Below are 23,196 nucleotides of genomic sequence, written 5' to 3'. Positions count from 1 at the left end.
TTACAAGCTGCGCACGTTCTGGATGCCGTGCTGCTCCAGAATGGCGGCGAGGTTGGTTTTGGCCACGTCGTCGGCAAAGGCGCTGTCGCGGAACACGCAAGTGGTATCGCCGGCGGGGGCCAGCTCCTTGTGCCAGCCGATGATGCCCTGGGCGAGCGCCTCTACCTGCTCGCGGGTGATGGTCTCGGCCAGGCAAGTCAGCAGCACACCGCCGCCGATGGCATGGACGTGAAGGCCCTCAATATTGCGCTGTTCGATGGGCACGCACAGGTCGAGCCCGAGCTTGAGCAGCAGTTCGTAAAGCACATCAGCCTCGCTGCGACCTTCGAGCAGATGATCCTGATGGTCGAACAGTGTGGCTTCTAGATCATCCGGCTTCGGGTTCCAGGCGCGGATATTGGAAGTATCGAGCTTGAAGACGCGGAAGCCGGTATCGCCGGCAAACAGCGGATTCTCTGCCTTTACCTTGGCGGCAGCGCGGCGAATTCGCTCTTTGGTGAGTTCCGCAATGGTGCGGGATTTGCCGAGTTTGTCGCAGAAGTCTGCTGCGGTTTTTTGCTCCCTATCTGCAGGATCAAGAGGCTCTGGCAGTTGGACAGTGATGTAACGGCGGTTGCCGCCGTCGGCAGCATTCTGGTACATGGAGGCATGCGCGGATGTCCCCGAACCAGCAAAGAAATCCAAGATGATGTCATCACCTTCGGAACCTTGCTCAATAAGACCAGCCACAAGCTCTACTGGCTTTGGGAAGTTGAAAATACGCGCATCGAACAACGCATCGATATCAGCGGTGCCGTCGCGAGTAAATACTCCATCGCCGACGATTGTGGAAAAACCTGTAAAGTCTGAATCCAATTCCGAGAGAAAAGCCTTTCGTCGTGGGCGCCCATCCGTGGATGCGGGCCACAAAATCCTGCCTTCCGAAATCAAGCGCTCCATGGTCTTTGGTTCATACCGCCACCCCATATCCGGGCAGCCATAATTAATTCCAGTCTCAGGATTAACTAAGTCGTAATGGAGATTCGGTCGCCGATCTGCAGTAGCGATCCCAACCATGTTTGCGCTGGTCCAATCCCCCCTCGGATCGCCATCTGGATTTGAGTATTGGCTCCGGTCGCGAGCGGCCCCTCTAATTGAGTTGCCGTAGCAAACTATGTACTCGTGATCAACCGACGCTCCTGTTACGGTTCGGTTGTCCTTGTTCTGTCGACTCTTCCAAATGAAACACGCAAGGAAGTTCTCTTCGCCAAAAATATCATCTGCCGCAACTCGAAGGCGCGGCAACTCTCCATCGTCGATGCTAATGAATATTGTGCCGTCTCGGCGAAGGAGGTTTCGCGCGAGCTTCAAACGCGGATAAATCATGTTCAACCAGTCGGTATGAAACCGCCCGCTGGCTTCGGTATTGCTGCTGATCTTCTGCCCGCCTTCCACCTGCCCGGTCAGTTCCAAATAGTTCTTGATGTTGTCCTGGAAGTTATCCGGGTACACAAAGTCCTTGCCGGTGTTGTAGGGCGGGTCGATATAGATCAGCTTGACCTTGCCGGCATAGCTTTTCTGCAGCAGCTTGAGCACTTCGAGGTTGTCACCCTCGATCATCAGGTTCTGGGTGGTTTCCCAATCCACGCTCTCGTCCGGACAGGGCCGAAGAGTGCCGGTACTCGGTGTCAGCGCCAATTGCCGCGCGCGGCGCTTGCCGTGCCAGTTGAGACCGTATTTCTCATCGGCATCGGTGACGGTCTGGTCACCCACCAGCGCCTTGAGCACATCCACATTCACCGCAGTGCCGTTCGGGCCTTCAGTAATGAGGTCCGGGAACAGGGCCTTGAGCTGGTCGATGTTGCCCGCCACCAGATCGGCGGACTGAGCCTCGGGGCTGGCTGCCGTGAGTTTGTTCATATTGTTCTCCATCAGTCGTTCAAGCTTTAAAGCTCAATGATTCAAAGTTGTCGGCGCGCGGCGGCCAGTTCGGCCTGCACGCGCTTGAGCGTCAGGTTCAGTTCCACCTGGCGCGCCAGTTGTTTTTCCTTGGCGGCTTGCGCTCGCAGGCGGTCGATCTCGTTCTCCAGCCGCGCACAATCAGCCAGCGCCTGCCAGCGGGCAGCCGCTTGTTCCGGGGTTGTGTCAGCCTGGTAGGTACCCGTCAGCCGTGCCGCCTGCAAGGCACACACGCGCTCCATCCAACCCTGATAAAGGGCATGCAGCGTGGTCTGGGGCTGGCGCGCTATCGACAGGGACTGCACGAAGGCGCGCTCGATTTGGGGGGCTATTGAGCGATCCACCGCCTCCGCATCTTGGACGACATCTTCGGTGATGTGGGACAGCGAAGCAGATGCTGGGTCGCCGTCGAGCACGACCTTGCCCGCTTCGTTCTGCGCCCAGCGCTTGTGCGCCAGCGAGAGGGTCAGTGCCGGGCCTTCCATCAGCAGTAACACGGGATACGGCACGGCCCGATGCACCAGTTCGGCAAGGCGAGCGAGACTGGCGGGCTTGACAGCACCACGCAGGGTCACGCCCAGCACGGCGATTTCCAGGTATTCACGCTGCGCGTCCCGGTAGCTGGGTACGCCAATGGTGTTGGGCTTGAGTGCGGCAAGCCACTGGATTTCTTCAATGGCGTCCGTGATCAGGCGCTTGTCGGATGCCGTGGGCGCACCGTTCTCCAGCAACAGCTTCTTGGGAACCCGCTGGTCTACCCGTGCGCTGTCGGGCAGTTGTAAAGCATCAAGAAGCGCGCGTGATGTTGCCATTGTCATGCCGCTTCATGCTCGGGCAGCACCACCAGAAATGCCACCACCTCGAAGTCGTCACTACCAGCGAACTCGCCCTTCATGGCGTGCGTGCCGCCAGGTGTGAAGAGGCTGGCAACGGCTCGTTCCTCATGCTTGCCGGCGACGGAGGCCACCGCGGCGGCCAGCAGCTTCTGGGCGTGGCGCATGTCCTCACCGCTTTTTGTCGCCTTGTCGAAGCGCGCGCAGGCACTGTCATCCGGCCGTTCTCGCCCCAGCGCCAGGCGCTTGAGGCGATCCAGGATGCGCTTGGCCTGCGGGTAGGGCAACAATACGTGGCCGTCATCGCCGACATGCACCAGGTAGTGCGGCGCGAGCGGGTAGTCGGACGACGCAGCGGATTTTGCCGTCGGGCCGCAGGCTTGCAGGCAAAAGATCACGCCAGGGGGAATGTCGGCATCCAGCGTGGTGGTGACCGCAAAAGCCCCCAGCGGCTGGGTGTCCAGCTTGCCGGGGTGGCTTTTAAGGAACTGCGCGAGGTCGATGCGGAAGTCGGTCAGGGTGAGGTCGGTAATCGCCACGCCAGTGGACAGGTCTTCCATGTCGATGACCGTGTCCTGCAATTTGAGCAGCTGCTTGCGCCGGTACTCCAGGTCGTTCATGGCGTTGCCGGACTGCTGCTCGATCAGGTTTTCTTCGCCCGTGGCCGAGACATCGAGCAGTACCATGCGACCGCTGACGCGCTGCTCCAGGTTGATGTATTCCTCCAGCTCCATGTTGGGCCAGAAGTTCACGAGCTGGATGCGCTGGTTGGGCGAGCCGATGCGGTCGATGCGCCCGAAGCGCTGGATGATGCGCACCGGGTTCCAGTGGATGTCGTAGTTGATCAGCCAGTCGCAGTCTTGCAGGTTCTGCCCTTCGGAGATGCAATCGGTGGCGATCAGCAAGTCGATCTCGCCGTCACCCGCCATGTCTTGCGGGCGTTCCTTGGCGCGCGGCGCGAAGGCCGAAAGCACATCGCCCATGCCTTTGCGCAGGCCCGGCAACGTGGCCTGGATGCCGGCGCTGCCGGTGACGACCGCCGCATGTATGCCCAGCGTATCCCTGGCCCAGGGGGCAAGTTGGGCGTAGAGATAGTGCGCCGTGTCCGAGAAGGCCGTGAACACGATGATCTTGCGGTTGGCTTTGCCATCGTGGGTGTTGATGGGCTGGGCACATTTGCGGGCAATCATGTCGCGCAGGGCCGCCAGCTTGGCATCACGTGCGGCATCCACTTGGCGCGCTGCCGCCAGCAGGGTCGCCAGGCGGTTGCGGTCTTCCAGCAGATCCTGCTTCCAGCGGATCAGATCCACATCGCCCAGCAGCACCTTGACCTTGCGACCGACCAGCAAGGCTTCGAACGCCGGGTCGTCGATATCGACGTCGGCAATGTCGATTTCCTCCAGTGCTTCGGCATGGGATTCGATGCGTGCCAGTGTGTTCTCTACATCCTTGAGTTGGCGCTGCACGGTCAGGGTGAAGGCCGATACACAGCTTTCCATGCGTTTGAGCACGTTCACGCGCAGCAGGTGGATCAGGCTTTCCTCACGATCCGCCTGGCGGAAGAAACCTTCGCCGCCACGCACCTGGGTGCTGTATTTGGCGTCGTAGGCCGCCTGCTTGTGGGGCAGCACATAGCGCAGCGGCGCGTAGCTGGCGAGCGTGAGCCGACGGATTTCCTGGTTGATGTCGCGGATGGCACGGAATTCGCCCGCAAGGTCCACGTCGGCCTTGATGTTGATGGGCGGCAGTCTGTCAGGGAAGCGGCCGGTCTCGCTGGTACCGTAATACTTCTCAACATGCCGCCTGGAGCGGGCAATGGTGAGATGGTCCAACAGGGTGAAGTAGTCGAACCCCAGCATTTCTACCAACTGACTGGGGGTCTTTTCAGCTTCGTCCAGCGCCAGCCAGCGATTGAATTGCGCCTGCGCCTTGCGGGTCGTGGCCTCGATGCTGGCGATGCCATGCTCCATCAGGGCGGCGTCATCGCCTTCGGTGGCAAAGGCAATCTGGTTGCGCAGGTCGGCCAGGCGATTGTTCACCGGCGTGGCCGAGAGCATCAGCACGCGGGTCTTGACGCCTTCACGGATGATGCGTCGCATCAGGCGGTCGTAGCGCGATTCCTTGCCCTTGTGCGTGGCCTTGTTGCGGAAATTGTGCGACTCGTCGATCACCACCAGGTCGTAGTTGCCCCAGTTCACATGAGACAGGTCGATGTCACCCGACAGGCCGCCATCGCGCGACAAATCGGTGTGGTTGAGCACGTCGTAGTTGAACCGATCAGCCGCAAGGATGTTGCGCTTGTCGTTGGCCTTGTAGAGCGTCCAGTTGTCGCGCAGGCGTTTGGGCGCCAGCACCAGAACGCGGTCGTTGCGCAGCTCGTGATACTTGATGATGGCCAGAGCTTCAAAGGTTTTACCCAGCCCTACACTGTCGGCGATGATGCAGCCGCCAAAGCGGTTCAGCTTGTCGATGGCACCCACCACACCATCGCGTTGAAACTTAAAGAGCTTTTTCCACACCACGGTATTACGGATGCCAGTGGCAGACTTGACGATGCGCTCCTCGTCCATCTCGTCACCGCTGTCCTGAAACAGGCGGTGCAGCATCAAGGTGTAGATAGTGAACGGGTCACGGTGTTCGCCAAGGGCTCGCAACGCCTCAAGAACGGATTCGTGCTCTTCTTCCTGACCCTCGGGGTCGGTTGAAGCAGCAGTTTGCAAGGCTGCCCACTGGTGATCGAACCATTGGGCGAGCTGCGCGGCTTCCTCGGCCGTTTCTGACGCCTGAATCAGGTTCAATGGATTGCCTGGCGTCAGGCCAAGGCCAGATGTGTTGAAGGCAAAGGAGCCCAGAACCACTTGTGCAGGTGTCCCATCCGGGCTGCGCAAGACAGCAGCCCCCTGTGGCACCGACCTCGATGCCCGCCGGAGCGCTACTTTTCCACTGATCCATTTCGCGCACTGATTGGCCAGCCAACGTGCCTGCAGACGATTGCGCGCAGCGCGGTCGCCCTCCGTGCCCAGGAGTTCGAGCGCCTCATTATCGGGAGGCACGATCAATTGGACTCGATCCAGAGCGGACAACGCCTCCCGGATTTCTGCGAAGGCGTAGAGAGAAAACGAAGGCGTTACACAGTCGAGTCGGTTGCCGTGTTTGAGGTTGGGCCTCATCAAGTCGATGACGCGCTGTGTTCCGGTGTTTTGGATCAGCTTCATGGTCGCTTCCGTTCAGTCATCAATCGACGTTTCTGCGCTTGGCGGCGCATACCCCGGCGCCAGCACCGCATTGCGCACGCCGTAGATCGCCAGATGGTCTTTCAACCAAAGCCGGTACTCCGGGCCGCGCAGGCGATGGTCGGGGGAACAGTCCACACTCCATTTGCGCAGGATGTAGCCCGCCGTGGCGGCGCGCAGCTTCATGTGCAGCGCACCACCCTGCATGCCGTAGTCCATTTCGGTGATTTCTGGCCGAGGCTGGTCGGGATGAGGGACCAGCTCCAGCTCGACAATCCGGGTCCACTGGATGTCTTGATCGCTCATCTCGTGGGACTCTACGGGCTGCCCCTTGCGCACCACAGGGCGCTTGATCCGGGTGAGGACGAAATCGCGGAACTCCTGCGATTTGCGGTCGAAGGCGCGCACGTGCCAGCGCAGGCCGTTGTCGATCAGCGCGAACGGGACGATCTCCCGCGCGGTGCGACCGCTGGAGATGGAGTGGTACTCGATGCCGAGCGGGCACTCGTAATGAATGGCCCGAGTGACGCTCGCCAAGATTGCCAGGTCAGGGTGAGTGAGCCGGGACGGGCTCTCGCTGGCCACCCACGCCTTGATGTGCATCGGTTCACCGTCGCCAAACCCCTGGGTCAGCCACGACAACACCCGCTCGGGTGGGAAATCGAAGATCGGCTGGAAGCTCGAACCCAGGACGTAGAACTTGCCTTTGCCGTCGTAGTCGATATTGCCCGGAGCCAAGTCCTTGTACAGCGCCAGATCCCTGGACGCGGCAGCGGACTGGATACCAAAACGCGCGACCAAGTCCTGGCGGCGCATCTCCCCAATGAAGCGCAGACGCAATTCCACGAACGCGAGGCGGTCACGCTGTGGCTGGGTGAGATTGGCAAGCTGTTGGTGGGGCATCCTGACTGGCTCGTTCGGGTTAGCGAATGCTCGTGTAAATTTCTGCAGAAAGTATATGGTCTGTGTGGAAAGACGTCTATAAATCTAAGTTGATTCACTAGTTAGCTGCATTATGATAACCATTTTTGAGGCGCAAATGAGTGATCCGGCGTGGACTGGCAGGCGCTTCAGTCCAGCGCAGCGCGCCAGGAGTGACGTGGACTGGACGTGCATCCAGCAGGTCACTGCGGACGAGAGCTGGTGCGAATAGATCGCTGATACGGAACAGGAGCACGACCCATGGAACTGCGACACCTTCGCTGCTTTGTGGCTCTCGCAGAAGAGCTGCACTTCACACGGGCCGCAGAGCGCCTGCATATCGAACAGCCACCCTTGTCCCGCGCCATCAAAGAGCTTGAGGATGATCTGGGTGTGGTGCTCTTCGAGCGCAACCGCCGAGGCACGGTACTGACCGAGGCGGGAGCAACGTTCCTGCAAGATGTGCGCAGAGTGTTCGCCGTCCTCAAACAGGCTCAGGAGAACGTACAGGCGGTCGCTGCGGGCCTGAGCGGAAGCCTTCGCATTGCCGTATCCGACGGTGCAATCGATCCCAGGCTGTCGGCCCTCCTGGCCCGCTGCCGCGAGGAAGAGCCGGAGATCGAGATTCGCCTGTCGGAAGTGCCGTTAGCCGATCAGTTGCGTGGTTTGCGCTCAGGCGACTTCTCGATCGGGTTTGCGCACACGGCGGAGGTCGGCGACGGCATCGTTACCGAGCCACTCTGGCACGATCCGCTGGTGGTTGCCGTGCCCGCCCGGCATCCTTTGCTTTCACACAAGGCTGTTCCGCTGCATCAGCTTGCGATCTACCCACTGGTCTTATGCGATCCGCAGGTATGCGAAGGCTACTATCGTGAACTGGCGCGGCTGCTGCGGCCTTTGGAGCGTCCACCCGACGTCGCCGAGCACGTGTCGTCATTGGACATGATGCTCACCCTGGTCGGTGCCGGCTACGGGGTAGGCTTCATCACCGAAACCAGGATCGCGGCGAGCCTGCGCCCCGACGTGGTGATCCGCCCTCTGGCCATGGATTCCGCAGTCATCACGACCTACTTGCTACGGCCCGCCGGCGAGGACTCGCCGGTGTCGGTGGAGCGATTCATCGCGCGCCTGCGCGAGCACTCGGGCGATTGATGCGGCGGCAAGGGCCGTAACTGAAGTTCGCGGCCGCTTATGGCGAGCCTTGCAGCTCACTGCCAGAGTTGAGGTTTTTTTCAGTCGCCGCCATCAACTCGCTGGCGCTGATCCCGAGCGCGGTAGCAATTTTCAGTATCAGGGGAAGCGTAGGCACATGCTCCCCGCGCTCGATCTTGCCCATGTGCGAACGCGATATTCCAGCCTGAAATGCAAAGTCGTCTTGAGCGACGCCTTGCGCGACGCGAGCGGCACGCACGGCCCGCCCGAAAGCTAATGCTGGTTCGGATTCATAGGTGGGTGTGCCAGGTGGACGACCTGGCTGAATAGTAAGCTTCTGCATCGACAGAAGCGTCAAACAAACCTCTTAAATTAACCACGTTAAACATATAGACGTTAAAGTTCTCTCTTTACTATGATGCTGGTTTTCCCTTGACCCGCTTCGTCGCTTCTGTGGGTTCTCCATGGACAACCTCACCAGCCAACCCGCCCACCTCAGGCTTGCGATAGCGCCAGGCGTATCGTCATCGCAGCTTTCGGTGCTACTCGCGCTGCAACGTGCCGAAGAACCCGAGGTCAGCATCGCGTTCTTTGAGGTTGCTGGTGACGAGTTGCTTGATGGACTCCGTGAAGGCCGCTATGACGTAGGGCTGTCGCTTCAAGGGTCGAGCGATCCGGCCATCCAAACCCAGCCCTTGTGGATTGAGCACATGGCCGTTGCGATACCGCTGAGGCTTCCCTTGCTTGAGCAGGCATCGCTCACCATCGCCGACCTCCAGAACTATCCGATCTTTCGCTGGGAGGCTGAGACCTGTTCTTCGCTGGATCGTCGGCTGCTCGCGCGTCTGCCTGCTGACCCGCAGAACCTTCAGTACGTGACTTCCTTCGAGATGATGGCGCTATGGGTTTCTGCCGGCTACGGTGTCGGGGTATCCGCACAATCGCGTATCAAGCACGCCCCTGGATGGGGAGTCAGCATGCGACCACTGGACGACGGCCCCTACGAAATCGTGGCGCACCTGCATAGGCCCCAGGGGCAAGCGAACCCTGTTTCCGAACGGTTCGAGCGCAGGGCACTGCAGATCGCAAAAGCGCTCCCTTCCTGATCGCAGTGGCTGTCGGTAGCTGCCAGCAGAAGGCGGTGGATTTATGCCTTTCGCCAAGAGGGGTGATGTGGTATATTCAGAGGCCACTTCTGGTTTTAATAACCAGAAAAAATCTTTATTAATCAATGGGTTGGCTGCCTTGGGTGATTCCCATCGCCGCTACGTTACCAACTGGGATCGGCTACGAATGGACTGGCCTATCGTTCCAGGAGAAGGTCGCGGGTTCCCAGGCGCTTGGCCTGTTTGCACTAGCCATCTTGGTGGTATTCCTCCTGCTGGTGGCGTTGTATGAGAGCTGGTCGATCCCGCTGTCCGTGATGTTGATCGTTCCAATCGGCGCTATCGGTGCCGTGCTCGCCGTCACCGTCGTCGGCATGCCCAACGACGTCTACTTCAAGGTGGGTCTGATCACCGTTATCGGTCTGGCTGCTAAGAACGCGATCCTGATCGTCGAGTTCGCAAAGGATCTGCGCAGCGAGGGACACACCGCCATGGAGGCCGCAGTGACGGCGGCGAAAATGCGCTTTCGCCCGATCCTGATGACCTCTCTGGCATTCATTCTCGGTGTCGTGCCGTTGGCCATCGCTGCGGGTGCGGGCGCAGCCAGCCAGCGCGCGCTGGGCACGGGCGTCATCGGAGGGATGTTGGCGGCGACCACTTTGGGCGTGATCTTCGTGCCGGTCTTTTATGTCTGGGTGATGAAGCAGGTCGCGCGCCTGAGTCGACGTCCGCACGACGCCGATGCGGTCCCACAGGAACGGGCTGCCGAGAAATGATCAGAGGTAGAAAAACGATGAAAGCGCAGTATTTGCTCCTAGGCGTGCTGGCGCTCGGAATGCTCTCCGCATGTTCGCTAGCGCCGGAGCACCAACGCCCGGTTGCTCCTATCCCCGCCGTGTGGCCGACGGGCGCACAGACCACAGCCAACACCTCTGACTTTGCTGAGCTGGGGTGGCGGTCGTTCGTCGTGAATGATGAAGCGCGCGGTCTCGTGCAGGCGGCACTAGAAAATAACCGGGATTTGCGCAAAGCTGTGCTCAGCATTGAGGCCGCCCGCGCCCAGTACCGGATCACCCGCGCAGCCCGACTGCCGGACGTCGGCATTTACGCTGAGGGAGAGCGCCAGCGTGGCCCGGCAGATCTCAACCCAGACGGACAATCGGGCGTGCAAAGCAGCTATCAAGTCGGTGTAGGTTTGAACGCCTACGAGATAGACCTGTTCGGACGGGTCCGCAGTCTCTCTGAAGCGGCGTTGCGAGAGTATCTCGCGACGGAAGAGGCCGCTCGGACGGTCCAAATCAGCCTTATCGGCGAGGTGCTGGAAGCGTACATAGCCGCCGATGGGGCTCTGAGGCGGCTTCAGTTGACACAGGAAACCCTCACCACGCGTTTGGCTTCGCTGGAGCTCATCCGTAGTCGACATGATAGCGGGGTCGCCTCCACCCTGGACTACCAGGATGCTTTAGCGCTCACCGAGGCCGCAAGGGCGGACCTTGAACGCACTGAACGGGAGTATCAGCAAGCGCGCAACGCGCTGGCGCTGCTGGTCGGCAATGGCGCCGACCGCAACAGCTTGGTGCGCACGGTTGCCACCGGCCAGATCGTGTCCAGTGTCGTCGAGGCTGGCCTGACATCGGATCTGCTGACGCGTCGTCCTGATATTCGCGCTGCGGAATACCGCCTGATGGCGCGAAACGCCGATATTGGCGCTGCCCGTGCCGCGTTCTTTCCATCCATCACGTTGACCGGTGCATTCGGCACCGCCAGTAGCGAGTTATCGGGACTTTTTGATTCCGGCAGCCGGGCTTGGTCGTTCCTTCCGCAGATCAACCTGCCCATTTTCCGTGGGGGAGTCAATGTCGCCAATCTGGATTTGGCCAAGGTGAGACGGGATGCTGCTATCTCAGATTACGAGAAGGCCATTCAGCAGGCATTCCGCGAGGTCTCGGACGCCCTGGATGCGCGCCGGACCCTCGACCGCGAATGGCAAGCCCGTACCCGGCTCGCCGAGGCGAGTACGACCGGCCTGCGTCTGGCTGAAGCGCGGTACATCCAAGGCCTGGATGGATACATGCGCTTCTTGGACAGTCAACGAAGCAATTTCTTCGATCGGATTAGTTTGAGTGATGTATCTACGCAGTACCAGATCTCGCTTGTGCGCTTATTCAGGGCGGTAGGCGGTAGCTGGGATTCACAACAACTCGGCGATACCCCAGAAAGCATGGGTAGCACCGTAGTGACCGGATCGAAGGCAGAAGTGAATTAGATTGCCGGGCGTCGCTCTGGAAATTGGCAATGCATTCTTGCGACCTTCTTCAAGCTAGCGACCAATTCATTAATCAGCGAGTCAGGAGGAGACATGATGCATACGCTTAAGGATATCGCGGTATTTTTCGACGAGAGTGAAGCGGGACGACGCATCCTGGATACGGCCGCTCGACTGGCGGGATCACAGAATTCTCACCTGATCGCCATCACCACTACCAGATACACCGGTGCCCTTGTCGCGGACGGATTTGCCCGAGGCGAGGCTATTGCCGAGGTCATTCAACAACGACAGGCCCTCATGCATACGCACCTGATTCGCGCCGGGCAATACCTCGCCACGGTCGCCAATCGGTACGGCATTACCGCCGAGCTTCGCGTGATTCCTTACGGCGACCTGGATGTGGAGACAGGTTTGCGCTCGCTCTACTGTGACCTGTTGGTGGTCAGTCATCCAGACGCCCCTGGTGTTCCCTTCCCCTGGTCATCGGCCAGTGTGTTGCAACGGACGGGCAACCCCATTCTCATCGTTCCCCGCAGTTGGGGCACACGTCCCGTCGCCCGTCGTATTACGGTGGGGTGGAATGCCAGCCGCCAGGCTCGTCGGGCGGTCGCCGATGCGCTCCCATTGTTAATCGCCGCAGAATCGGTCAACTTACTCAGTATCGATCCAGAACACGAGGCCGAAGAGCATGAACCGGAGCCCGGCGCCGATATGGCCCTCTATTTGGCCCGTCACGGTGTGCGCGTAGATGTCCAACGCATCAGGTCGGACGGTAAGCCGACAGCCGAGGTGCTCGTCAGCCACGCCGCCGAGGTAAATTCGGACCTGATTGTTTTTGGTGCTTATAGCCGCCTCCGAATCAGTGAAGCCATCCTGGGAGGGGTGAGTCGCACGTTGCTGGCCGAGGTGCCGTTGCCCCTATTTGTGTCTCGTTGACCGGTTCGAGATAGCCATGCGACGGAATGCGAATACGGCTCCCATAGATGTACGTGGCGCTTCAAAGCGCGAAAGAACAAAGCGGCAACGCAATTGGCACCGCGACGCCCTTATCGCGGTGCTTCCGCCATCTGGAAGTAGCTCAGCGGAGGTGTTCGGTGCACATTATGCGCGCACGCTCGACGTAACTCTAATTGCCATTCTTCCAACAATCCCGATTTCGGACTCACATTCGCGTTTCACTCGGTCGCTCGCAATTGGGGCCGCGGGCTATCGGCTAAAGGAACTCGAACGTCGATACCAGATTACGATCGAAATCCTGTTGTTCGATCTCGACGTAGCGGTCACGCATCTTGCAACCCTTTCACGGCACGCGGAGTTGGTAGTCATAGACTTTGCGTACCCGGATTGCGTGCCTGCGTTGAGCTCGCCCGAGCGTTTGGCTGTAAACATGGCTTGCCCAACATTGTTCCTTGGCAAGGACGATTGGCCTTCTGAAAACAGGAGTGGACATGTGACGTAGTGGTCCTGAGTCGTATCGGTAAGGTTGTCGAACCGGCTTCGCCCGTCCGTAGCGGGATGACGGCATGCAGACTGCCGCCACTGTAGCGGCAGCCCTCTCCGGTCACATAGTCGCCCTAGAATTGGTATGCCTTCAGCGTCCCGGCGTTATTGGCATCGATCCGCTCACTGGCTTGCAGGTTGACGTTGGCAAAACCTAGTGTTAGTCGGCCCAGTTCGCTGATGCCGTCGGGCAGGCCGTTGTCGAGCCAGCAGAGTTTGAGCGCTTGCATGGTGGCGCCCAGCGGTCGCGCGAGCTTGGTCGGGACGATCCGTCAGATTGGGTGCGATCAACGCTACGAGGATGCTCATGATCACCACGACGACCATGATCTTGATTAACGAGAAGCCCCTGGTCTCTTCAAGTATCACGCCGCGTTGATCCGGGGATACAACGCCTTATGCTCAACTCTAGGTCGAATGATTTTGAACCTGAAAATATTCTCAAACTTTCGTGTCATTACGATGGTATTAATTCAGAATAATTTGGCCCTTAAAGCACCAAATAGAGCATTTGCCACAGCAATTGGCTCGAATTATCCCAAATATTAGTCACGTACTCGTAATACATACCAGAAGACCCGCGCGAGCATTGACTTTGGGGAGCATCATTCGCGTGATTTCTTCCTATACTAACGACAATCAACGGTTGGAGACTTCATTACATTCACAAGGTTTGAAGATACATCGGGTATAAAAATATCGTGATATTTGCCTGGCGCTTGCCAGGTCCATTGAATGTCATATGCAATTGAAATGGGGAGACCTCATGGATCTGCGGCACCTTCGGAGCTTTATGGCCGTCGCCGAGGAATTGCACTTCTCTCGCGCTGCAGAGCGACTACACATCGAGCCCTCGCCATTATCCCGAACGATCAAGGAACTTGAAGAGGAGTTAGGGATCGTCTTGTTCAGGCGTGACCGGCGCGGCACACAGCTGACGCACCCTGGACGAGTATTTCTTGACGAAGTACGCCATGTGTTCATGGCACTGAACCACGCCAAGCAAAGTGTGAAGGCGGCCGCGTCGGGCTACCGAAGCACTTTACGGATCGCCGTCTCCGACGGCGTGGCCCAGCCCCGTCTGGCTAGGATTCTAGCCCGCTGCCGCGAGGAAGACCCAGATATCGACGTGCGGCTCAGCGAAGTGCCGCTGTCGGTTCAACTGCGTGGGCTGCGCGACGGGACCTTCGACGCCGGTTTTTCCGGTTCCGCCGACGTAGGCGATGCCATCATCGCGCAACCGATCTGGTTTGACCCATTGGTTGTCACGGTGTCGACACGCCACCCATTACTGACATACAAAGAGATACCCCTGAACGAAGTATTGCGTTATCCGATTGTGATGTGCCATCCCGAGATATGCGCAGGATGCAACCATCAGCTCAAACGTATCCTGCGCAACGCAGACCGGGAACCGCTTGTCGTTGAATACGCCACGTCGGTCGACATGATGCTCACACTCGTAGCCGCCGGTTATGGTCTGGGATTCTCCACGACCGGGCATGTCGCGATTCGCCGGCACCCCGAGGTCGTTGCACGTGCACTGGACATTACCGGAGCTACACTGACGACGTATCTGTTGACACCCGAGATTGATCCGCCACCGCAACTGGGTGGGTTCATTGCCCGCGTTATGGAGAGCGCCGAGCTGTCCATATGAACTCTTTATGGAAAAGCGTCAGGCCGCTAATCTTTCGGTAAGTTGGCTTCGGTGGCCGCGATCAGTTCTGCGGCTGAACATTCCAAGGCCTTGGCGATTCTCAGGATGAGCACCAGGGTGGGCAGGTGTCCGCCCCGTTCGATTTTTCCCATATGGGAGCGTTCAATGCCTGCGAGATACGCCAACGTTTCCTGGGCCAAACCCCGCTGCATTCGCGCTGCGCGAACAGCGGCGCCGAAGGCTTGGGCCGGACCGCCTTCGAAGGTTTTACTGCCTCGGGGTCGCCCCTTTTTAACCGCACGCTTCTGCATCAGAAAAAGCGTCGACTATTAGCATAAACTAAACCACGTTAAATTTAACTTATCAGTGATCTTCCAACGGGCCGTTCGCACACCGTGAAGATTGGGGAAAGGCCGCCATGCGTGCGTGTACCAATCCGTCGCCGCTCAGAATCGCCGTGTCCTTCGGTACGCTATCGCCCCGACTAGCGTCGCTGCTGGTACACCAGCGCGCGGAGGAACCGCAGCCCCCCGTTCGGTTGCACGAGGTCGCGCTGGCAGAGCAGTATCGTGGCTTACTGGACGGCCGATACGATGGCGGCTTTGCGCTCACCAACTTCGCGGGATCACCCTTGCGCGCCCGCGTTCTTTGGCAGGAACAACTGGCTGTTGCCATGCCAGCGCAATCTCCTCTTCGGCTTTTCGATGCCGTGCCGCCGGAGGAAGCCGCGCGCTATCCGCTCATTCGATGGCAATCGCCGGCGTGCGAGCCGGTCAGCAGCATCGTCGACGCACTGTTCACCTCGCGCCCTGGTGGGGTCGCGGTGTGTTCCTACGAGCTGATGGCGATGCTGATTTCAAGTGGGTACGGGATTGGCGTCGGGGTGCACTCACGTATGGCGTGGATGCACACGCCGAACATCCTGGTACGCCCCTTGGCGGGTAGTGAGCCCGCCCTCAGTACATACCTTCTCGAACCTGAGTCACAGCGTCTGGCGGCGCTCGATCGTCTGGCCCAGCGGGCTCTTGCGTTCTGATCGATGCCAAAACTTATTGGAAGAGCGGCTTGGCGAGCACAGGGCCGGGATTGTCGAATACTTCCGCAGCGGGTCTGAGCAACGGCTTTGTCGAAGCCATGAACGTCCAGATCCAGGAGGCCAAGGCCAGACCCAAAGGCTATGCCACCCATGAGAGCCATGATCGCCATGGCCTACCTGCCGTGCGCCAGGCTCGAGCATTTGCCGCGCAATCCGTGGCTGGCGCTGACTGCGGCATGATCAGGTGATTTCACACGGATCGCCAGAGAGCCTGGAGAAGGCAGGAGGGGGCACTTATTTCCCATCGTATGATGGGGAATCGAACTGCTCACGATATACGGTGGAGTAAAGCATGCTTTGGAGTTTTAGCGCTGCAATAGCCGAGCCTTCAGTCTGGCATGACCATGTCATGTTCCAGCTTGTGCTATGTGGCGGCGAGTACGGGTGGGTGCAGACACAGGGGGCCGAAGTTCCATTCGCCGGGTTGAGAACGATCCTCATCCCACCAGGCACGCTTCATCGCTTTGCCGTTGAAACGGGCGAAATCGCTCATATGAAGGTCGTGTGCTTCCCGCCGAAAGATTTGCCTCGATATCTTCCGCCGCTGCATATTTCCATGCTCGACGGCCTCGCCGCGGCCGGCGTGACCGCCACAGACCACGATGGTCAAGAGTCCTGGATGAGACATTTGGCTGATTCAATCTCCGACGGATTTGGTATGGACGATATTTGGGCGCAGCGCTTACAATGGGGGGCTCTGGGATTACTGCTGACTCTGCACGCCAAGAAGCAGAACACCGCATGGGGACATACCCTCCTTCGCCATAAAGCCAAGATCAAGGAAATCATGTCCTGGATCGAAGGAAATCTCACGGAACACATTACGATAGAAAGAATTTCCGATCAGTTCGCGATCTCAAGAAGTTTGTTGACCCGCGAATTTCGCGGCCATACCGGAAAAAGCCTTGTGGGATATTGCAATGGCCGTCGTGTCCAGAAAGCGGCGATCGCGTTGGCAACCACGGAAGCCCCTGTAATCGATATTGCCCTGGACTGCGGGTTTTCAAATATCAGTCACTTCCATCGACAATTCAAGAGCCGTTTCGGGATAACGCCCGCGGTTTTCCGGCGCAAGATTTCGGAAGAAGGAAGTATTTGAAGTGGTGGATCGCGCAGCCTGAGGGTTAACTTCCACCGAGTAATCAGGAGCGTGCAGCCTTGTCATGTCGTGCTGCACCCGATCTCGATGCAATGGCATGGCCACAAAGTGGCCGATCGTACACATAACTCCTCCAATCCTGCACGACGCCAGTTTTTCTGGGGCTTATGCTGGCTCGCCTATCAGGATCAATGTGGGGGAGTCCTTCATGTCCCAAGCTGAACGTGCGCGCTCGCATATGCGGGCTGTGCCAAAGCGCTGGCCGTCCATGCGCAAGTCGACGGCTTACAGCAACAACGTCGGGGTGTCTTGCGCCTCGATGGCGCTCGATCCGCGCGGCGGTTTCGCTGGCGTGGAGATGCTCGCAAGCGTCTGTTCCCTGCCTCCCGCCACGCTTTTGCTCCCGATGGTTAGCGCTTTCATGACTGGCCAGCGTGACCAGCGGTGGATGCTCCACCCTGGCTTTTTACAGCCAGCGCAATGCCGGGCCATTGGTCGGCGATGCTGGGAACAGGGGCCTGCCCGATGACAAACAACGCCGTATCGGTCGGATTGCCGAGCGGTGCCGCTGCGGTGCGCCTGCTCGCTACACTCAGCCTGCTGTTGGCGTTCGGTAACGCTTCCGTCGAACTCTACCTGCCAGGCCTGCCGTCCATGGCGGCTGCGCTGCATGCCTCCCCCGCCGAGGCACAGTGGACGCTATCGTCGTTCCTGGTGGGCTTTGGCATTGGGCAGCTATTCTGGGGGCCGGTAGGCGACAGTTTCGGAAGACGCATCCCGCTGCTGGTAGCAATCTCCGTCTATATCGTGGCGAGTTTGGGCTGCATTCTATCCAGCAGCATCCACGAAGTGATTGCCTGGCGTTTGCTTCAGGCATTCGGCGCCTGCGCTGGTCCCGTGCTGGCCCGCGCGGTAGTGCGCGATGTCTATGGGCACCATCGATCCGCAGACATCCTGTCCCTGTTGTTGTTGGCCGCCAGTTTTGCCCCGCTGTTGCTGCCGCTCGCTGGAGGCGGGCTTCTCTGGTTTGGATGGCGGGCCATCTTCTGGGGGCAAGTCGCGTTTGGCGCGGTCGCGATGGTTGGAATGCTCTTGATGGACGAGACACTGCCCCAGGCCCGCCGCGTCTCGCTGAAACTGTCGCAAGTCGTTCTTGGTTATGCGCAGATGCTGCGCACGCGGCGCGTTCTCGGCGCCACGCTCGTCAGTGCCTTCTTCTATGGCGGCATCTACGCATTCGCAGCGGGCAGCCCTTTCTCCTACGTCACGCATTATGGCGTTCCCCCTTCGATGTACGGGTTTCTTTATGGTTTGAACGTCGTGGGCATGATGGCAATGTTCGCGGTGAACCGCAGGCTGGTCGTGCGCCTGGGCCCCGAACGGCTGTTGTTGTGGGGAACCAGCATCGCTGCCGCCGCCGGCGTTGTACAAGCCGTAGCCGGGTGGACCGGCTATGGCGGACTGTTCGGTCTGGTAGTGCCGAACGTCATCTTTTTCTCGATGGTCGGCTTCGTCACAGGAAACTCGATTGCGGTGGCCATGTCGGCATTTCCGCATCGCGCAGGTTCCGCCTCCGCCTTGGGTGGGGCCATGCAGTTCGGCGGGGGAGCGAGCGCCAGTGCGGTGCTCGGTCTGCTGGCCGACGGTACGCCCTGGCCCATGACACTCGTCATGGCGGTTTGCGGCTTTGGCGCGTTCGGCGCGGCGATCATGCTGCAGGAAGTCCCGGGTAGCGGCGTCGAGCGGGAAATCTTCCTGGCACCATTCAAGTAAAGGCTTGCCATGCGATTTGGCGTGCCGCAGCGCCTTATTGATCGATTCAACATGCTGCGGTGCTACGCGCAGTAGCCACGATTGCTCCTGGCGGGTTTGGGCGGCAGTCCAGGCCTCAGGCCGAAGAGGGCGTTGCTGAATCATGAGTGCTTCTCCTTATGCTGTAGATGACGTGCTAGCAGTCTAGGTTCGAGAGTCGCAGATGGGGTAGCGTTGATATTTGATGTTGAGCATAAGCGTTCTTGAATGCGGCTCTTGGTTACTCTTAGGAGTAACACGACGAAATTTCTGAAGTCTGTCCGGTCTGGACGGTGGTGCACCACTGGATTGCTGTAGAGGAACAACCGGCAGCGTGCACGTCATGTTCTATCAAGGCGGTGCGCCGGTGTGCGACGCTTGTGCCCACACGATGGAGTCCTCGAGCCTGCCCTTTGACGGAGACGGCTACAGGGCTACGTCAAATAACAATTCATGCGTCGCGCGCGTGCAGTAGCAGGCCGACGCGCCTATGCCGGTAAATTAACTTGCGATCATTGGCTGACATCTGTCCGCACAGCACATCGAAAGCGGTACCGCAGCCGCTCCATGCTGTGGGTGACGTGTCGTTCGAGCCGCGGCGCGGCGGGACGATTGGCCTGGTACGATTCCCGCCGATGGCTAGCGATTGGTTAGTTGTCGGTCGTCACGGCCGTTGACAATCATGCGCGTAAGGTATCGGCAAAGTAGGGTGGATTCGTCTTGGCTAAACCCTTGCAGGTGCTTGCTAAGCACGCGTCCGACGGCATGCGGGACTCTATGTGCAACTGCCACGCCTTTTACCGTCAATGTTATGTTGACCACGCGTCTGTCTTCTATGCTCCTCACTCTGCACACAAGAGACTTGGACTCCAGACGGTCCAGTGTGCGAGTCATGGAACCAGCGTCAATGTCGCTTAATGAGGCCAACTCGGCGGGGGTGCTCGCCATGCCGGCGGACACCAATACCAGCGGCATCCACTGACCCGCGGTCAGTCCGAGCGGCGCCAGTACCTCGTCCTGCGTGCGGAGCAACGAGAAATGCACCTGTCTAGTCATGGACAAGATGTCCTCGTGCTCTTCCTTACCGGTGTTTCGGACTGTTGTCATGTTGACGACTCGTAGCTCTTCAAGTTTGCGCCGCGAAGTACGCCAGGATGTGACCAAACTTGTTCGTCTGTGTACATATGACGTTCCAAAAATTCCTTATGGCTCGGGCCTGTCATTGACGGAAAGGCTCCGCTCCTGACGGCCGTGTGTGGACACTCATACCAGCTCGACAGCTGCATGCACGCAAGCTTAGGATGGAGACGTACATGTGCCGGAAACTCCGCAACTTAAGTTAGTATACGGCTGGATACTAATTTGGGTGAGGCGCCATGGCAATTAAATGTCTCGACCGCCCACCCCTTTACATGGATGGGCACACTTAATGACGCACCAATTAGCCGCCGTATCCCTACAGCTAGCGGACATCCAGCGCCTGGTGGCGTCCGACATGGGGCAGGTAGACGCCTTGATTCGAGGACGCCTGCATTCGCGCGTGGACTTGATCGTGGAGGTCGTCGAGCACCTCATCGCGGCGGGGGGGAAGCGATTACGTCCCATGCTCGTAATATTGGCCGGGCGGGCATGTGGTGGCCATGGCCAGGGACTGCATAAGCTCGCTACTATCATCGAGTTCATTCATACCTCGACCTTGCTGCATGACGATGTCGTTGACGAATCATCCATGCGCAGAGGCCGCAGCACCGCCAATGCCATCTGGGGCAGCCTGCCTGCAGTGCTGGTCGGGGACTTTCTCTATTCGCGCAGTTTCCAGTTGATGGTGGAACTGGGCAGCATGCAGATCATGCAGATCATTGGAAAGACGACGAACCAACTCGCCGAAGGCGAAATCCTCCAGCTGCTACACGTTCACAATCCAGATGTGGATGAGGCAGCCTACATGCAGGTGATCAAACACAAGACGGCTGTACTGTTCGCCGCAAGTACTACGGCAGGTGCGATCCTGGCGGGGGCCGATAGGGAGCTACAACGTCGGATGGAGGTATTCGGGGAGCATCTGGGCTATGCTTTCCAGATTACAGACGATGTACTTGACTATACGGCAGATGCCGAGCAATTGGGCAAGAATCTCGGCGACGACTTGGCCGAGGGCAAGGTGACGCTACCGCTGATCCACGCTATGAACTTCAGCCAAGGCGCGCAGCGCAATCGACTGCGGGAGATCGTGCAGAACGGTGGCATGGACGCGATGGACGTGGTGATGGAGGCCATACAGTCCACCGGTGCTGTCGACTACAGTCGGCGCCGAGCGCACGAGCACGCCCGGATCGCCGTTTCAATGCTGGGGGGAGTTGCGACAACCGACTCGGTAGCAGCCCTGCGGGCTTTAGCTGCCTACGCTGTGGAACGAAGTTACTAACTTGAATGCCTGGAGATAGAAGTGGAAACTCGGAATGCGCACTTCACATGAGGCAGGCCAGGAACGCGTCCTCGACGAGTAGACCAAAGGCTTCAACGCCTAAAACGGCAATCCTTGCGAGCGATAGAAAGCCCAAGCCACGGCGTACGCGGGATCCTGACATGCGTCGTGCCGCTATCCAGCAGGCGGCGTTAGACGTTTTTTCCGAGTGTGGCTACACCCGGGCGACGATGCGTGAGATCGCCCGCCGGGCTGGGGTTACGCATGGGTTGGTGCAGCGCCATTTTGGCTCCAAGGAGGCGCTGTTCCTTGCGACGGTGCCTGGGACGCGCGACTGGGAAAGTGTCATCATCCAAGAGGGCAAGGGAAGCCTCGCGGAAAGGATCGCTGCGGCATTCACTGACCGCGGCGAGGCCGGAACGGGCTTGGATGCACTTGTGGCCTTGCTCAGGAGCACAGCGTCCGATATCGGTGCAGCCAAGAAGTTGTACGGCGTTATGCGTGACGGCGGGGCGGCGCTTTACGAACCTTATCTGAAGGGCAAGGACGTCGCCCTGCAAAGCGATGTCATCCTGGCGGTAATGATCGGCTTTACGTTTAGTCGCCACGTTGCCGGCGTTGGGCGTCTCGCGGAACTTTCGACTGCGGATCTCAAACGATGCCTGGCACAAACGTTAGTAGGACTGTTGCCGCGTTGAGCTCTTATGCGAGTGAAGGCGTAGGGATCGTTGATCATCAAGTGCGGGTATGTGGCGTTGAATTATCAGGCATGTAGACGCTGACCGGAAAGGGTGAGGTTTACAATACGACGGTACAGCGTATCTCTATCTAGGTACGCCGGAGTACTTGAAGCGATCAGCCAGTTAGCGCGTAACGAATTAGGCTGCGCAATAGTTTCCTGGTCGAGCGTGGCGGCCCGCTTCGGGTCGAGCAGCGCGCGGATGGACAGCCCCCCTCCAGTAGAGCGCCGAGCAACTCTACCCGGGCCTCGATTCGTGGAGTAGCGCCATCGAAATACCCCGTATAAGGTCTCGCGTGTTTCTTTGTCGTCCCGCTGTATCAGTTCGGCTATCTCCGTATTACGTGCTGCCTCGACCGGTATCTCCGGCATTAGTGAGACACGACCGCTTCCCATGTGACGGGCGGCACGCATCAGAATCTGATCAACGATTGTGGAGGCGACATCGGTGCGTTGCATGACCACTTTCAGAATTGTCTCGATAAATGCACATCGGTTCTAGCCAGGGCCCACATTAAGAGTGCTGGGATTGAAAATCTGAGACACCTCGGCGCGACGCTATCGGTCCTTCCTCAAATATGAGTGGATAAAGCTGTTCACCACCATCTCGACCCATGCGGTCGTTTTTTGAGGTGATAGCGACTTGTCCGGATGGGTCAGGTTAAAAAGGTGCGGTTCGCTACGGATAGAACTGATGAAAACCAGCGCCAACTCCTCAGTTTTAAGTGCCCCAAGCTCCAGCTCTCTAGACGTTACGGCGATATCGAGATACCGAGCAACAATGGACACGACCGCATTCGGTCCAGCCTCGTAGAACTTATGGGCCAATCGAGGGAAGCGCGGAGCCTCCGCGATCACAATCCTGTACAGAGCCAGTTTCTCTGGCGTTAGCACGATATCGAGGTAGGCGGATCCCAGCGCTGCAAGCGTATCTTTGAGCTTGCCGGACTGGAAGCGGATCGCGCTCACTTTGTCCGAGAAGCTCTGGCATTCGGCCTCAATGACGGCCGAAAACAGCGTCTCTTTATTGGCATAATGCGCATAGACCGTGGATTTCGAGACACCGGCCATCTGCTGAATCATGTCAGTGGTAGCACTGAACCCATGCGTGAGAAAGACTTTTCGAGCTGCCTGGAGAACCGTGTGCGATTTTGAACCAGGTTCTGGGCCAAAATATCGCCCTGGCATGCCCTGAGCAAATGGCGTCATCTGGATACACCTCCTACTGATCGAGCCGTTAACATTCCGCCGTTGCTGGAGCTAGCATCCCATACCGATCGGTACAGTTCACATCTACAACCTGATGAAGGACGGCAAGTTTCCCAAAGCTTTGCGTCTTGGGATCCGGGCTGTGGGCTGGGACTCCGCCGAGATCGACCAGTGGATTGCCGACCGCCTTAATGAACGTGCTTGACTGTTCTCTAGTTGCAACGA

Annotated in this window: 21 protein-coding genes and 1 pseudogene; 12 read left to right on the top strand and 10 right to left on the bottom strand. The window is 58.8% G+C overall.

Annotation, left to right across the window (positions count from 1 at the left end; translation table 11 throughout):
• The 4 genes from BPET_RS21500 to BPET_RS21485 are packed head-to-tail and all read right to left on the bottom strand — an operon-like array spanning position 1 to position 6,907.
• Positions 1 to 1,899, bottom strand: coding sequence for a site-specific DNA-methyltransferase (locus BPET_RS21500; RefSeq protein WP_012251122.1), 1,899 nt, complete (start codon positions 1,897 to 1,899; stop codon positions 1 to 3).
• Positions 1,900 to 1,940: 41 nt separating this feature from the next.
• Positions 1,941 to 2,750, bottom strand: coding sequence for a DUF4391 domain-containing protein (locus BPET_RS21495; RefSeq protein WP_255849429.1), 810 nt, complete (start codon positions 2,748 to 2,750; stop codon positions 1,941 to 1,943).
• Positions 2,751 to 2,752: 2 nt separating this feature from the next.
• Positions 2,753 to 5,986: a DEAD/DEAH box helicase gene (locus BPET_RS21490; RefSeq protein ID WP_012251120.1), complete on the bottom strand. Its 3,234-nt coding sequence runs from the start codon at positions 5,984 to 5,986 to the stop codon at positions 2,753 to 2,755.
• Between the two features lie 12 nt (positions 5,987 to 5,998).
• On the bottom strand, positions 5,999 to 6,907 hold the full coding sequence (locus BPET_RS21485; RefSeq protein ID WP_012206011.1) for a WYL domain-containing transcriptional regulator: 909 nt from the start codon (positions 6,905 to 6,907) through the stop codon (positions 5,999 to 6,001).
• A gap of 279 nt (positions 6,908 to 7,186) precedes the next feature.
• Between BPET_RS21485 and BPET_RS21480 the strand changes: the two genes are divergently transcribed.
• On the top strand, positions 7,187 to 8,077 hold the full coding sequence (locus BPET_RS21480) for a LysR family transcriptional regulator (protein ID WP_012206012.1): 891 nt from the start codon (positions 7,187 to 7,189) through the stop codon (positions 8,075 to 8,077).
• Positions 8,078 to 8,114: 37 nt separating this feature from the next.
• Here BPET_RS21480 and BPET_RS21475 read toward each other — a convergent pair whose 3' ends face one another.
• The gene (locus BPET_RS21475) at positions 8,115 to 8,420 is read right to left on the bottom strand and encodes a helix-turn-helix domain-containing protein (RefSeq protein ID WP_012251119.1); all 306 of its coding nucleotides are present in this window, start codon (positions 8,418 to 8,420) and stop codon (positions 8,115 to 8,117) included.
• A 121-nt stretch (positions 8,421 to 8,541) separates the two neighbouring features.
• Here BPET_RS21475 and BPET_RS21470 point away from each other — a divergent pair, with 121 nt between their 5' ends.
• From BPET_RS21470 to BPET_RS21455, 4 genes and pseudogenes are all read left to right on the top strand, one after another.
• Positions 8,542 to 9,183, top strand: coding sequence for a substrate-binding domain-containing protein (locus BPET_RS21470; RefSeq protein ID WP_012206014.1), 642 nt, complete (start codon positions 8,542 to 8,544; stop codon positions 9,181 to 9,183).
• A 152-nt stretch (positions 9,184 to 9,335) separates the two neighbouring features.
• Positions 9,336 to 9,959 (top strand): annotated as a pseudogene (locus tag BPET_RS21465) (efflux RND transporter permease subunit); the annotation flags it as partial.
• A 17-nt stretch (positions 9,960 to 9,976) separates the two neighbouring features.
• Positions 9,977 to 11,449, top strand: coding sequence for an efflux transporter outer membrane subunit (locus tag BPET_RS21460; protein ID WP_012251117.1), 1,473 nt, complete (start codon positions 9,977 to 9,979; stop codon positions 11,447 to 11,449).
• A 93-nt stretch (positions 11,450 to 11,542) separates the two neighbouring features.
• Positions 11,543 to 12,388, top strand: coding sequence for a universal stress protein (locus BPET_RS21455; RefSeq protein WP_012251116.1), 846 nt, complete (start codon positions 11,543 to 11,545; stop codon positions 12,386 to 12,388).
• A 638-nt stretch (positions 12,389 to 13,026) separates the two neighbouring features.
• Here the strand turns inward: BPET_RS21455 and BPET_RS27585 are convergent.
• Positions 13,027 to 13,182, bottom strand: a complete 156-nt coding sequence (locus BPET_RS27585) for a hypothetical protein (RefSeq protein ID WP_231852732.1) — start codon at positions 13,180 to 13,182, stop codon at positions 13,027 to 13,029.
• A gap of 536 nt (positions 13,183 to 13,718) precedes the next feature.
• Between BPET_RS27585 and BPET_RS21450 the strand changes: the two genes are divergently transcribed.
• A complete protein-coding gene (locus BPET_RS21450) occupies positions 13,719 to 14,612 on the top strand; it encodes a LysR family transcriptional regulator (protein ID WP_012251115.1) in 894 nt (297 codons plus the stop codon).
• A gap of 26 nt (positions 14,613 to 14,638) precedes the next feature.
• On the opposite strand, the gene BPET_RS21445 is transcribed toward BPET_RS21450, so the two are convergent.
• Positions 14,639 to 14,923, bottom strand: coding sequence for a helix-turn-helix domain-containing protein (locus tag BPET_RS21445; protein WP_012251114.1), 285 nt, complete (start codon positions 14,921 to 14,923; stop codon positions 14,639 to 14,641).
• A 107-nt stretch (positions 14,924 to 15,030) separates the two neighbouring features.
• Here BPET_RS21445 and BPET_RS21440 point away from each other — a divergent pair, with 107 nt between their 5' ends.
• From BPET_RS21440 to BPET_RS21430, 3 genes are all read left to right on the top strand, one after another.
• Positions 15,031 to 15,648: a LysR substrate-binding domain-containing protein gene (locus tag BPET_RS21440; protein ID WP_012251113.1), complete on the top strand. Its 618-nt coding sequence runs from the start codon at positions 15,031 to 15,033 to the stop codon at positions 15,646 to 15,648.
• Between the two features lie 409 nt (positions 15,649 to 16,057).
• The gene (locus BPET_RS25575; RefSeq protein ID WP_158310095.1) at positions 16,058 to 16,807 is read left to right on the top strand and encodes a helix-turn-helix transcriptional regulator; all 750 of its coding nucleotides are present in this window, start codon (positions 16,058 to 16,060) and stop codon (positions 16,805 to 16,807) included.
• Between the two features lie 525 nt (positions 16,808 to 17,332).
• Positions 17,333 to 18,580 carry a multidrug effflux MFS transporter gene (locus BPET_RS21430; RefSeq protein ID WP_012251111.1) on the top strand — a complete coding sequence of 416 codons (1,248 nt, stop codon included), beginning with the start codon at positions 17,333 to 17,335 and terminating at the stop codon, positions 18,578 to 18,580.
• A gap of 657 nt (positions 18,581 to 19,237) precedes the next feature.
• On the opposite strand, the gene BPET_RS21425 is transcribed toward BPET_RS21430, so the two are convergent.
• Positions 19,238 to 19,546: a MarR family winged helix-turn-helix transcriptional regulator gene (locus BPET_RS21425; RefSeq protein ID WP_231852722.1), complete on the bottom strand. Its 309-nt coding sequence runs from the start codon at positions 19,544 to 19,546 to the stop codon at positions 19,238 to 19,240.
• Between the two features lie 481 nt (positions 19,547 to 20,027).
• Here BPET_RS21425 and BPET_RS21420 point away from each other — a divergent pair, with 481 nt between their 5' ends.
• Positions 20,028 to 21,023: a polyprenyl synthetase family protein gene (locus BPET_RS21420; RefSeq protein ID WP_041863145.1), complete on the top strand. Its 996-nt coding sequence runs from the start codon at positions 20,028 to 20,030 to the stop codon at positions 21,021 to 21,023.
• 161 nt (positions 21,024 to 21,184) lie between these two features.
• Positions 21,185 to 21,721 (top strand): TetR/AcrR family transcriptional regulator, encoded by a 537-nt coding sequence (locus BPET_RS21415; protein WP_012251108.1) that lies wholly within the window; start codon positions 21,185 to 21,187, stop codon positions 21,719 to 21,721.
• Positions 21,722 to 21,786: 65 nt separating this feature from the next.
• Here the strand turns inward: BPET_RS21415 and BPET_RS26770 are convergent, their stop codons facing one another.
• Both BPET_RS26770 and BPET_RS21410 read right to left on the bottom strand, forming a co-directional pair.
• Positions 21,787 to 22,221 (bottom strand): hypothetical protein, encoded by a 435-nt coding sequence (locus tag BPET_RS26770; protein ID WP_012251107.1) that lies wholly within the window; start codon positions 22,219 to 22,221, stop codon positions 21,787 to 21,789.
• A 99-nt stretch (positions 22,222 to 22,320) separates the two neighbouring features.
• Positions 22,321 to 22,971 (bottom strand): TetR/AcrR family transcriptional regulator, encoded by a 651-nt coding sequence (locus BPET_RS21410; protein ID WP_012251106.1) that lies wholly within the window; start codon positions 22,969 to 22,971, stop codon positions 22,321 to 22,323.
• Positions 22,972 to 23,032: 61 nt separating this feature from the next.
• Between BPET_RS21410 and BPET_RS26415 the strand changes: the two genes are divergently transcribed.
• A complete protein-coding gene (locus BPET_RS26415; protein ID WP_231852721.1) occupies positions 23,033 to 23,176 on the top strand; it encodes an AlpA family phage regulatory protein in 144 nt (47 codons plus the stop codon).
• The last annotated feature ends 20 nt before the right edge of the window (positions 23,177 to 23,196 follow it).

Source organism: Bordetella petrii, from assembly GCF_000067205.1.
In the GTDB taxonomy this organism is placed as follows: Bacteria; Pseudomonadota; Gammaproteobacteria; order Burkholderiales; family Burkholderiaceae_B; genus Bordetella_A; species Bordetella_A petrii.
The sequence above is the reverse complement of the archived record's forward strand: the minus strand, read 5'-3'. Positions and strand labels throughout refer to the sequence as shown.

What these genes read in the sequence shown, in the direction of transcription:
- BPET_RS21500 (WP_012251122.1), bottom strand. Translation starts at nt 1,899, where the DNA reads ATGAACAAACTCACGGCAGCCAGCCCCGAGGCTCAGTCCGCCGATCTG.
- BPET_RS21495 (WP_255849429.1), bottom strand. Translation starts at nt 2,750, where the DNA reads ATGGCAACATCACGCGCGCTTCTTGATGCTTTACAACTGCCCGACAGC.
- BPET_RS21490 (WP_012251120.1), bottom strand. Translation starts at nt 5,986, where the DNA reads ATGAAGCTGATCCAAAACACCGGAACACAGCGCGTCATCGACTTGATG.
- BPET_RS21485 (WP_012206011.1), bottom strand. Translation starts at nt 6,907, where the DNA reads ATGCCCCACCAACAGCTTGCCAATCTCACCCAGCCACAGCGTGACCGC.
- BPET_RS21480 (WP_012206012.1), top strand. Translation starts at nt 7,187, where the DNA reads ATGGAACTGCGACACCTTCGCTGCTTTGTGGCTCTCGCAGAAGAGCTG.
- BPET_RS21475 (WP_012251119.1), bottom strand. Translation starts at nt 8,420, where the DNA reads ATGCAGAAGCTTACTATTCAGCCAGGTCGTCCACCTGGCACACCCACC.
- BPET_RS21470 (WP_012206014.1), top strand. Translation starts at nt 8,542, where the DNA reads ATGGACAACCTCACCAGCCAACCCGCCCACCTCAGGCTTGCGATAGCG.
- BPET_RS21460 (WP_012251117.1), top strand. Translation starts at nt 9,977, where the DNA reads ATGAAAGCGCAGTATTTGCTCCTAGGCGTGCTGGCGCTCGGAATGCTC.
- BPET_RS21455 (WP_012251116.1), top strand. Translation starts at nt 11,543, where the DNA reads ATGATGCATACGCTTAAGGATATCGCGGTATTTTTCGACGAGAGTGAA.
- BPET_RS27585 (WP_231852732.1), bottom strand. Translation starts at nt 13,182, where the DNA reads ATGCAAGCGCTCAAACTCTGCTGGCTCGACAACGGCCTGCCCGACGGC.
- BPET_RS21450 (WP_012251115.1), top strand. Translation starts at nt 13,719, where the DNA reads ATGGATCTGCGGCACCTTCGGAGCTTTATGGCCGTCGCCGAGGAATTG.
- BPET_RS21445 (WP_012251114.1), bottom strand. Translation starts at nt 14,923, where the DNA reads ATGCAGAAGCGTGCGGTTAAAAAGGGGCGACCCCGAGGCAGTAAAACC.
- BPET_RS21440 (WP_012251113.1), top strand. Translation starts at nt 15,031, where the DNA reads ATGCGTGCGTGTACCAATCCGTCGCCGCTCAGAATCGCCGTGTCCTTC.
- BPET_RS25575 (WP_158310095.1), top strand. Translation starts at nt 16,058, where the DNA reads ATGTTCCAGCTTGTGCTATGTGGCGGCGAGTACGGGTGGGTGCAGACA.
- BPET_RS21430 (WP_012251111.1), top strand. Translation starts at nt 17,333, where the DNA reads ATGACAAACAACGCCGTATCGGTCGGATTGCCGAGCGGTGCCGCTGCG.
- BPET_RS21425 (WP_231852722.1), bottom strand. Translation starts at nt 19,546, where the DNA reads ATGGCGAGCACCCCCGCCGAGTTGGCCTCATTAAGCGACATTGACGCT.
- BPET_RS21420 (WP_041863145.1), top strand. Translation starts at nt 20,028, where the DNA reads ATGACGCACCAATTAGCCGCCGTATCCCTACAGCTAGCGGACATCCAG.
- BPET_RS21415 (WP_012251108.1), top strand. Translation starts at nt 21,185, where the DNA reads ATGCGTCGTGCCGCTATCCAGCAGGCGGCGTTAGACGTTTTTTCCGAG.
- BPET_RS26770 (WP_012251107.1), bottom strand. Translation starts at nt 22,221, where the DNA reads ATGCAACGCACCGATGTCGCCTCCACAATCGTTGATCAGATTCTGATG.
- BPET_RS21410 (WP_012251106.1), bottom strand. Translation starts at nt 22,971, where the DNA reads ATGACGCCATTTGCTCAGGGCATGCCAGGGCGATATTTTGGCCCAGAA.